The following is a 9,811-nucleotide window of genomic DNA, read 5'->3' as shown; positions in this document are numbered from 1 at the left end:
CCTGCTCCCAATCGCCCTGATCGACGCTGCGCTCGGCTACCGCAAACAGTTCATCGCACCGTTTATGATCAGTGCCCAAGTAATCGCTAATCGTTTTCATGACACGCACCCAAATGGACGATGGAACATTCTCACATCAAGCCCCACACCACATCATTGATCTACATTAAGGAATCACAGGGCAATGGTAGTTTAAAGTGGCAGGATAAATACAGAATTCCTCCGTTGCATCACCGCTCTGCCGCGCATCTTGCCTAACATAAACCAGGTGTATTTTGCAAATCGCCTTTAAATCATGTGCAAATCACATCGGTTTTAATGATACTCCCAGAAATTAATTTACATTGGAAGCTGTCAGGATAGACGAAACACGTCGAGTGCGGCCACCGGTGTCAGTGCGATGGAATTGTCATTCTAGTTTTAAGCGGTTACGGCGAGAACAGTCCGCCTTGCCGGGCATCGGTCTTTACGAAGCAGCCGTGCCAGCTCACATCATTCGTTCGGACCGGCGACAACAAGGAACATTGTGCTGCAGATTGCATTACCGTCACTAAAACTCAAAGATAAGCTGCTGTTGCCGATCGTCCAGGGAGGCATGGGTGTCGGCATCTCGGCGCACAGATTAGCCGGTACCGTAGCAAAATTCGGAGCAGTCGGCACTATCTCCAGCGTAGATCTGCGCCGCCACCACCCGGACTTGATGGCGCAAACACACCGTTCGCGCGACAAGGAATTGATCGATAGCATCAATCTGATTGCGCTGGATCGCGAAATCAAGGCGGCGCGCGCACTGGCCGGCAGCTGCGGCATGCTCGCCGTCAACGTCATGCGTGCGGTGTCAGAATATGCATCCTCAGTTCGCCAGGCATGCGCCAGCGGCATCGATGCAATCGTAGTTGGCGCTGGTTTGCCGCTGGATTTGCCGGAACTGACCGCCAATTATCCGAAAGTTGCGCTGATTCCGATTCTGTCCGACGTGCGCGGCATCGCGTTGATATTGAAAAAATGGATGCGCAAAAACCGTTTGCCCGACGCCATCGTGATTGAAAATCCGCGTTATGCAGGCGGACATCTGGGCGCGGCAAATCCGGAAGATGTATCCGATCCGCATTTCGCATTCCCTACCGTGCTTGAAGGCACGCTGGAGCTATTCAAGCAGCTTGGCCTTGAACGCGAACGGATTCCGCTGATTGCCGCCGGCGGCATCAATAGCCACCAGGAAGTACGCGAACTATTCGCGCTGGGCGCGAGTGCGATCCAGCTCGGCACGCCATTTGCGGTAACAGCAGAAGGCGACGCCCATCCCAACTTCAAAAAGGTCCTGGTAGAAGCCAGGCCGGAAGATATCGTGACCTTCATCAGCAACACCGGATTACCGGCGCGCGCGGTACGCACACCGTGGCTCGCGAACTATCTGGACAAGGAAGCCAAGCTGAAGAACATCGCCAAGGCCAAACCCTGCACGGTGGGCTTCGATTGCCTGCTCCAATGCGGCTGGCGCGACGGCATTGCCAAGGCGGGCCAGTTCTGCATCGACACCCAGCTCGCTTTCGCCATGAACGGCGACATCAAACGCGGCCTGTTTTTCCGTGGATCCGAGGAATTGCCATTCGGCAATGCGATCAGGTCGGTACGGGAATTGATTCAATACATGCTGACAGGCCACAGCCCGATCGAACCGCAGAGACAATCGCTGGAACAGCATCTGCTGCCGATATGATAAAAGGTAACGGATGACCGACTTACTGCAAACCCTCAAACCGGACGATTCAGCATGACTCGAATCGTGCCGTCACTATGCATTCACCGCCACTGATAATTTAACCATGACGAATACACCCGTTGATATCTTGTCCGAAACCGAAGCGGCGACCGCTGCCCTGGAAAAAATGGAATTGGTTTGCCCTGCCGGCAGTCTGCCGGCGCTGAAAGCCGCAGTCGACCACGGCGCCGATTGCGTCTACCTGGGGTTTCGCGATACCACCAATGCGCGCAACTTTGCCGGCCTGAATTTCGACGATGCCGCCATCGCCACCGGCATACGCTACGCCCATGAGCGTGGCTGCAAGGTGTTGCTGGCCCTGAATACCTATCCGCAGGCTTCGGGTTGGCAGCAATGGCGCACTGCGATTGACCGCGCCGCCGATGCCGGAGTGGATGCGGTGATTCTGGCCGATCCGGGATTGATGCAATACGCGGTCAAGCATCATCCGAATCTGCGGCTGCATCTCTCGGTGCAGGGCTCGGCCACCAATTTTGAAGCGATCAATTTTTATCACCAGCACTTCGGCATCGCACGCGCGGTGCTGCCGCGGGTGCTGTCGCTGGCGCAAGTGGAACAGGTCAGCAAGAAAACCCCGGTCGAAATCGAAGTGTTCGGTTTCGGCAGCCTATGCGTGATGGTGGAAGGCCGTTGCGCGCTGTCGTCTTATGTCACCGGCGAAGCACCGAACACGCACGGCGTGTGTTCGCCGGCCAAGTCGGTGCGCTGGCAACAAACGCCACAGGGACTGGAATCGCGCCTGAATGGCGTTCTTATTGACCGCTACGCCGATGGCGAAAACGCCGGCTATCCGACCTTGTGCAAGGGCCGCTTCGATGTCCGCGATGAGAACTATTATGCGATTGAAGAACCAACCAGCCTGAACACGCTGGAATTATTGCCGCAATTGATGCGCATGGGCGTAAGCGCGATCAAGATCGAAGGGCGCCAACGCAGCCCTGCCTATACTGCACAAGTCACCAAGGTCTGGCGCGAAGCGATCGACAGCTGCCGCGAAAACCTGCACCGCTATTCGGTCAAGCCGGCCTGGATGACGGACCTGGACAAGGTGGCCGAAGGGCAGCAACACACCTTGGGGGCGTACCACCGCCCATGGAAATAACTGCACAAACAAGCGCACAACAGGAGAATGCATTTTGAAACTCGCTTTAGGTCCGATACTGTATTACTGGCCTCGCGATGCGGTATTCAAGTTCTATGAAACCATCGCCAATTCCGCCGTCGATATCGTCTATCTGGGGGAAGTGGTGTGCTCGCGCCGCCACGAATTACGCCTGTCGGATTGGCTCACCATTGCCGAAAGCCTGCGCGCTGCCGGCAAGGAAGTGGTGTTGTCAACGCTGGTACTGATCGAGTCCGGCTCCGACACCGCCACCCTGCGCAAGATTACCGAAAACGGCAGCTTCACGGTCGAGGCCAACGACATGGGTGCGGTTCATTGCCTGACCGCCCAAACGCCCTTCGTTGCCGGGCAACACCTGAATTTATACAACGCCCCGTCGCTGGAACTGGTGGCCGGCCTGGGCGCCAAACGTTGGGTGATGCCGCTTGAAATGAACCGCGATGACCTGGCGCAGATGCAGGCCGGCCGGCCGGCCGGGCTGGAAACCGAAGTCTTCGCTTACGGCCGGATGCCGCTGGCATTCTCGGCGCGCTGCTTTACCGCGCGCCACCACAATCTGCCGAAAGACAATTGCCAGTTCGTCTGCATGAATTATGCAGACGGGTTGATGCTGCAAACCCGTGAAAGCAAGGATTTCCTGGTGCTCAACGGCATCCAGACCCAATCCGCGCTGGTCTACAATCTGATCAATGAACTCGCTCAGATGCGGGATCTGGGCGTGGATGTGGTACGGATCAGTCCACAGTCGCAGCACACCGGGGAAATCATCAATTTGTTCCATACTGTGCTCGCGCAGCAGGCATCCGCAGCCGATGCGATGGAATCAATGCGTGCCATAATGCCGGACCAACCCTGCAATGGCTACTGGTACGGAAAACCGGGCCTGGAGCAACTGGTTGCGTGATGCCGGATGAATGAACCAATGGGCTCTGCCCGAAATCACAGCCGGATGCACCGATGCGTGCGCAGCAGATTTCGAGAGGAATACCATGTATTACGGTGAGAGATTCAACAGCATCAGCCATCTGGCCGGGGCAATCCTGGCCGCGATCGGCACGACATTCCTGATTGTGCTGGCCGCGCGCCTGGGCGACCCGTGGAAGGTCGTCAGTTTCAGCATTTATGGCGCGATGCTACTGACGCTGTATATCGGCTCCACCCTGTACCACAGCGTGCGCGGGACGGCCAAGGATGTACTGCGCAAGCTCGACCATTGCGCGATTTACCTGCTGATTGCCGGCAGTTACACCCCTTTTGTGCTGGTGACGCTGCGCGGCCCTTGGGGCTGGTCCCTGTTCGGCGTAGTATGGGGCCTGGCCTTGCTGGGGATTGCGCAGGAAATCTGGTTCGCCAAAGGGGCGCGTCTGCTGTCGCTGGCAATTTACGTCTTGATGGGATGGCTGGCGCTGGTTGCGATCGCGCCGCTGGTATCGGCGCTGACACCGGCAGGATTTGCCTGGCTGGCGGCGGGCGGGTTGCTGTACACAATAGGCATCATCTTTTACGTGCGCGATGAAAAAATGCGCCACGGGCATGGCATCTGGCACCTGTTTGTGCTGTGTGGCAGCGCCTGCCATTATTTTGCCGTATTGCTCTACGTAGTATAAATCGAGGGAATATTCATGAATCAAAGCCGTTATGTGATACCAAAACCAGTCGGAAAATTGCTGTCGCTGTTGCCAGCTTACCCTGGCTCGCTACTATTCGTCACGGCGCTGAACATGGCGTTGCTGAAGAACCTGCCGGCCGATGTGCGCGCCTCGCTGGCCGACAAGAAATTGCGCATCACCGTCAACGATGCGCACTTGTCGTTCGACTTCAAATGGATGCAGAAAAGCTTTACCGCCTGCCGCAACATGGGCGAAGCCGATCTGACAATCAGCGCCAGCGCGCACGATTTCCTGTTGCTGGCACAACGCCAGGAAGATCCCGACACGCTGTTCTTCAGCCGCCGGCTGTCGATGGAAGGCGACACCGAACTGGGCTTGCTGGTGAAAAACACCATCGATGCGATCGAGCTGCCGGTTTTTCATCTGGGGCAAATCTCGCCCGAAAGCGTGCTGGCGCGCATGAAGGCAAAACTGAAAGTGTAGCAACAGCAGTGAAGGTTTTTAGAATGCCGGAAGCAGGGGTTTTCTCATGAGTACGAAGGATGCCGCGAAAAAGGCAGATCTACCGCTGGTTTACTCCTGCTCCGGCTGTTCGAGCGCAGCGCAACTGGCCAACCACGTCGCCTTGCAGCTCGACCGGCGCGGCGTGGCCGAAATGTCCTGCATCGCCGGCATCGGCGGCGACGTGCCGTATCTGCTGAAAATTGCACAATCGGGACGGCGCATCATCGCGCTCGACGGCTGCGCGCTGGCCTGCGCCAAAAATTGTCTGTCGCGGCACGACATTGCGCCGGACAGTTATCACCAACTGCAGCAATACGGCGTCAAGAAACGCCTGCATGAAGACTTCGATCCGCAGCAGGCCGAAGACGTGATCGCCCGCGTGACGGCCGACCTGAAGCCGCAACCCTAACTACGTCGCACGCTAAAGTGCGGAAACAGTTGCGCCACCTGGCGCAACAGCGTTTCACCCGGATATCCGGCCATTGCAGCCGCAGCCAGCGCATCGTCCTGACTGCCCTGCGCACGAAACACCTGCAACACATACTTCTGCGCGCCCATCTGCGCCAGGCTCTGCGCCAGCGCCAGCACCTCGGCCTCCGGCAGCAGGACCGGGTGGATGGTGGTGCGAAACTCGTAATCGACGCCGCTGGCCAGAATCGCTTCGGCCGCAGCCTGCGCCTGACTGCCGCTGCCGGCAATCTGCGTGATCCGGTCGTACTGGGCAAACGCTGCCTTGATATCGAGCCCGACCCAGTCCAGCAGCGGCAGTATCTCCACCAGCCGTTTCGGATAGGTGCCGGCAGTGTGCAAGCCGACCTCGAACCCCAGTGCGCGCACAGCGCCGATGGCGTCAGTTAGCGCGGCATCGATGGTCGGCTCGCCGCCGCTAAACACCACCGCATCGATCAGTCCGATGCGCCGCCGCAGCCAATCCAGCACCTGCGGCCATGGGACCGGGCTGTTCGCCAGGCGCGGCTGCAAATGCGGGTTATGGCAATAGCCGCAGCGCCACGGGCAGCCTTGCACAAAAATCACCGCTGCCAGTTTGCCCGGATAATCGGTGGCAGTGAACGGCGTTATGCCGCCCACTTTCAACGACCGTTCAGTGGGCAAGCCGGGCGCAGTCTTCATTGAAATAGGTGCGTTCATGGAACTCCCCTTTTTTACCGATGTTGAAGGACGACACCGGGCGGTGGTAGCCCATCACGCGAGTCCAGATTTCACAAGGCTGGCGTTCTGCATCGGTGAGGGTGATTGTTTGGCTGGCAAGGAAAGCCTGATTGCTGCGGTCGGTCATGGTTGTGTTCCTGGTGGGTTGAAAACAGTTACGCTGATATCTGCGATGCGGCCAAAATACTCCCAATTGAATATTGAAAATATGCCGTTTACCGCTTGTTTTTAATGCGGCTATTAAAATACTACTTGCAGTATATTATTCACATGCAAGCATTGCGCTTTCCGCACGCTGCTTGCGCGCGATGATGTCTGCATCGCATTTCGGGCAAAACGCGTGGCTGCCAGCCAAATAGCCATGTTTCGGGCAGATCGAAAAGGTCGGCGTGACGGTGATGTACGGCATCGAGAAACGGCTGAGTGCGCGCTTGACCAGTGTGCGGCAAGCGTTGGCGCTCGACAGCGGCTCGGTCATGTACAGATGCAGCACGGTGCCGCCGGTGTATTTGCGCTGCAGCGCATCCTGTCGCTCCATCGCCTCGAACGGATCGTCGGTGAAGCCGACCGGCAGTTGCGACGAATTAGTGTAGTACGGCATGTCGTCGGTGCCGGCCTGCAGGATGCCGGGGTAGCGCTTGCGGTCTTCCTTGCCGAACCGGTAGGTGGTGCCTTCGGCCGGGGTCGCTTCCAGGTTGTACATATTGCCGGTTTGTTCCTGAAACTCCAGCATCCGGGCCCGTACATGGTCGAGCAGGCGCAGCGCAAACGCATTGCCCCATTCGCTGGCGATGTCGTGCGCGCCATCGCTGAAGTTGCGGATCATTTCATTGATGCCGTTGACGCCGAGCGTGGAAAAATGGTTGCGCAAGGTGCCCAGATAGCGCTTGGTATACGGGAACAAGCCATTGTCCATATAGCGCTGGATCACTTTGCGCTTGATTTCCAGGCTGGTCTTGCCCAGTTCCAGCAATTCATCGATGCGCTGCAGCAGCGCTGCTTCATCGCCTTTGCACAGATGGCCCAAGCGGGCGCAATTGATCGTCACCACGCCGAGCGATCCGGTTTGCTCGGCCGAACCGAACAAGCCGTTGCCGCGCTTGAGCAACTCGCGCAAGTCCAACTGCAAGCGGCAGCACATCGAGCGGATCATGCTCGGCTTCAGCTCCGAATTGATGAAATTTTGGAAGTAAGGCAAGCCGTAGCGCGCAGTCATCTCGAACAGCAGATTGGCGTTCGGACTGTCCCAGTCGAAATCCGGCGTGATGTTGTAGGTCGGAATCGGGAAGGTAAACACCCGCCCCTTGGCGTCGCCGGCCATCATGACTTCGATGTAGGCGCGGTTGAGCATGTCCATCTCGAGCTGCAGATCGCCGTACGCGAACGGCATCTCTTCGCCGCCGATGACCGGTACCTGGGCCCGCAAGTCCTCCGGGCACACCCAGTCGAAGGTCAGGTTGGTAAACGGGGTCTGGGTGCCCCAGCGCGACGGCACGTTCAGGTTGTAGATCAGCTCCTGAATGTATTGCTTGACGCTGGCGTAGTCGAGTCGATCATGGCGCACATACGGCGCCATATAGGTATCGAATGAGCTGAAGGCCTGCGCGCCGGCCCACTCATTTTGCAGCGTACCGAGGAAATTGACGATTTGCCCGACTGCGCTCGACATGTGTTTCGGCGGCCCGGATTCGACCTTGCCCGGCACCCCGTTCAAGCCTTCATTGAGCAAGGTGCGCAGCGACCAGCCGGCGCAATAGCCGGACAGCATGTCGAGATCGTGGATGTGCAGATCGGCGTTGCGATGGGCGTCGCCCACGGCCGGCGGGTAGACATGGCTGAGCCAGTAATTGGCGATCACCTTGCCCGAGACATTCAGGATCAGGCCGCCCAACGAATAACCCTGATTGGCATTGGCGTTGACGCGCCAGTCGCGCTGCTCCAGGTATTCGTTGATCGAACTCTCGACATCGACCAGCGTCTTGCGGTCGGTGCGCAAGGTACTGTGCTGCTCGCGGTAGACGATGTAGGCGCGCAGCGTCTTGCGATGCCCGGCGTCGAACAGCACCGTCTCGACCGCATCCTGAATCTGCTCGATATGCGGCGCGGCGCCATCCAGCGCAATCTTTTGCAGTACCGCTTGCTGCGTCAGGCGCTCGGCCTCATCGCAACCGAATTCGCCGCTGGCTTGCCCGGCGCGCAACAGTGCAGATGCGATTTTGCCGGAATCGAACGGTTTTATACTGCTGTCACGCTTGATGACCTGAGTCAGAAATGAAATTGATTGCGCTGCCGTCTTTGCTGCCATTTCGCCCCCTTAAAACACAACATATTGTGGTTTAAAGAAGAATAATAACTAAATACAGATAGGTAAACCGGATTGAAGTGTTTTTTTGAATACCTTGATTTGGAATAATTTTCTGCCATACCGGTACTTTCCCGCAATGGATCGCGCGATAACCGCCGTCCCGGATCAGGTACAACAAGGAGTTTTTTTACCGCAACCGAGCGGCGGATGAATTAGCGAAACGCTGCGGCACTACCCGACAATCGTTGCCTGCCGGGTCACCGCCACGCCCGCGATGTACGCGAACACCAGCAGTGCGCTGATGAAGGCGGTCACCCGAACCGTCTTGGTTTTGCCGCGTTTCAACGCGATGGTGCCGAGTCCGATATAGGCAAGCAATGCGATGACCTTGGCGGTCAGCCAGTTCTGCACGAACGGATACTGGCCGCTCCAGAACACCATGATCAGTGCGCTGGCAAGCAGCAAGGTATCGATAACATGCGGCACGACCCTGACCCAGCGCCGCTGCAGTGCAGGCGACTGCCGCAGCATCCAGAACCCGCGCAACAGGAACAGGCTGCCGCTGAGCGCGGCGCAAGTGACATGGAGGTGTTTCAGAGCAAGATAACTCATGGGGGGTGATTTCGATTTTGCCGTCTTCGGAGGAATTTTTGCGCGCAGAAATAGCGCATGGTGGGTACGCGATGTTCACAGGCAGGCCCTGTGCGACAGGGCTTTTCTGCCGTATTCCGTCAATCCTGGCGGAATACCAGAACCGGAATCGTCGAATGCGCCAGTACTTTTTGCGTTTCGCTGCCGACAAACAACCGGCTCAGACCTTTGCGCCCATGCGATGCCATGAAAATGATGTCGCAATTGTAGTTATTGGCAACACTGATGATCTCTTCGAAAGGGCTGAACGATTGCCGCACGCATATTTCGCACGGGATATTCGCTGCTTGCGCCGCATCCGCTATTTTCTGCACGTGCGTTTGCGCCATTTCCCGCATTTTCGCTTCATAGCTTTGCGCGTCCACGGTAATCGAACCATCGGTCAGCGGGGCATACGGATAGGGCTCGGCGACCGACAGGCCGACAATTTTTCCGCCATTGGACTGCGCAAATTCGACTGCCGCCTTAATCGCCTTGTCAGCCAAAGGGGAGCCATCGGTTGGCACCAGAATCGACTTGAACATTTTTCACCTTTTCCGTGATGACATCGGTTATGTAGGCCGCATCTGCCGGCCTGAAATCCGCCAAGCGATGTGCCGCCAAAGATGCCTTCCTGCAGCGCAATCGTATGAAAGACTGCGCGCGCAGGAGCAATCGGCTACGCA

The 9,811-nt window shown here is 57.4% G+C and carries 11 protein-coding genes; 6 read left to right on the top strand and 5 right to left on the bottom strand.

The annotated features are described in order from the left end of the window. The first annotated feature begins 526 nt into the window (after positions 1-526). The 6 genes from HMCN_RS0101240 (at position 527) to HMCN_RS17045 (ending at position 5,429) form a co-directional block, all read left to right on the top strand. A complete protein-coding gene (locus HMCN_RS0101240; RefSeq protein WP_025915660.1) occupies positions 527-1,720 on the top strand; it encodes a nitronate monooxygenase family protein in 1,194 nt (397 codons plus the stop codon). 169 nt (positions 1,721-1,889) lie between these two features. Beyond that, positions 1,890-2,885, top strand: a complete 996-nt coding sequence (locus HMCN_RS0101235) for a peptidase U32 family protein (RefSeq protein WP_051566665.1) — start codon at positions 1,890-1,892, stop codon at positions 2,883-2,885. 34 nt (positions 2,886-2,919) lie between these two features. Beyond that, a complete protein-coding gene (locus tag HMCN_RS0101230; protein ID WP_025915658.1) occupies positions 2,920-3,810 on the top strand; it encodes a U32 family peptidase in 891 nt (296 codons plus the stop codon). 85 nt (positions 3,811-3,895) lie between these two features. Next, positions 3,896-4,513, top strand: coding sequence for a hemolysin III family protein (locus HMCN_RS0101225; protein ID WP_025915657.1), 618 nt, complete (start codon positions 3,896-3,898; stop codon positions 4,511-4,513). Between the two features lie 15 nt (positions 4,514-4,528). Next, a complete protein-coding gene (locus HMCN_RS0101220; RefSeq protein ID WP_025915656.1) occupies positions 4,529-4,999 on the top strand; it encodes an SCP2 sterol-binding domain-containing protein in 471 nt (156 codons plus the stop codon). Between the two features lie 46 nt (positions 5,000-5,045). Further along, positions 5,046-5,429 carry a putative zinc-binding protein gene (locus tag HMCN_RS17045; protein WP_035625234.1) on the top strand — a complete coding sequence of 128 codons (384 nt, stop codon included), beginning with the start codon at positions 5,046-5,048 and terminating at the stop codon, positions 5,427-5,429. Here the strand turns inward: HMCN_RS17045 and HMCN_RS17040 are convergent. The 5 genes from HMCN_RS17040 to HMCN_RS0101190 form a co-directional block, all read right to left on the bottom strand. Beyond that, a complete protein-coding gene (locus HMCN_RS17040) occupies positions 5,426-6,169 on the bottom strand; it encodes an anaerobic ribonucleoside-triphosphate reductase activating protein (RefSeq protein ID WP_081801358.1) in 744 nt (247 codons plus the stop codon). The two genes, HMCN_RS17045 and HMCN_RS17040, sit on opposite strands and share 4 nt — an antisense overlap. Continuing rightward, positions 6,123-6,317: an anaerobic ribonucleoside-triphosphate reductase gene (gene nrdD, locus HMCN_RS0101205; RefSeq protein WP_025915655.1), complete on the bottom strand. Its 195-nt coding sequence runs from the start codon at positions 6,315-6,317 to the stop codon at positions 6,123-6,125. The genes HMCN_RS17040 and nrdD overlap by 47 nt, the downstream gene beginning before the upstream one ends. A gap of 135 nt (positions 6,318-6,452) precedes the next feature. Continuing rightward, positions 6,453-8,495, bottom strand: coding sequence for a ribonucleoside triphosphate reductase (locus tag HMCN_RS0101200; protein ID WP_025915654.1), 2,043 nt, complete (start codon positions 8,493-8,495; stop codon positions 6,453-6,455). Between the two features lie 231 nt (positions 8,496-8,726). Then, positions 8,727-9,107, bottom strand: a complete 381-nt coding sequence (locus HMCN_RS0101195; RefSeq protein ID WP_025915653.1) for a SirB2 family protein — start codon at positions 9,105-9,107, stop codon at positions 8,727-8,729. Positions 9,108-9,226: 119 nt separating this feature from the next. Further along, positions 9,227-9,670, bottom strand: coding sequence for a universal stress protein (locus HMCN_RS0101190; protein ID WP_025915652.1), 444 nt, complete (start codon positions 9,668-9,670; stop codon positions 9,227-9,229). Between the last annotated feature and the right edge of the window lie 141 nt (positions 9,671-9,811).

Source organism: Herminiimonas sp. CN (genome assembly GCF_000622895.1).
In the GTDB taxonomy this organism is placed as follows: Bacteria; Pseudomonadota; Gammaproteobacteria; order Burkholderiales; family Burkholderiaceae_D; genus AVCC01.
The sequence above is the reverse complement of the archived record's forward strand: the minus strand, read 5'-3'. Positions and strand labels throughout refer to the sequence as shown.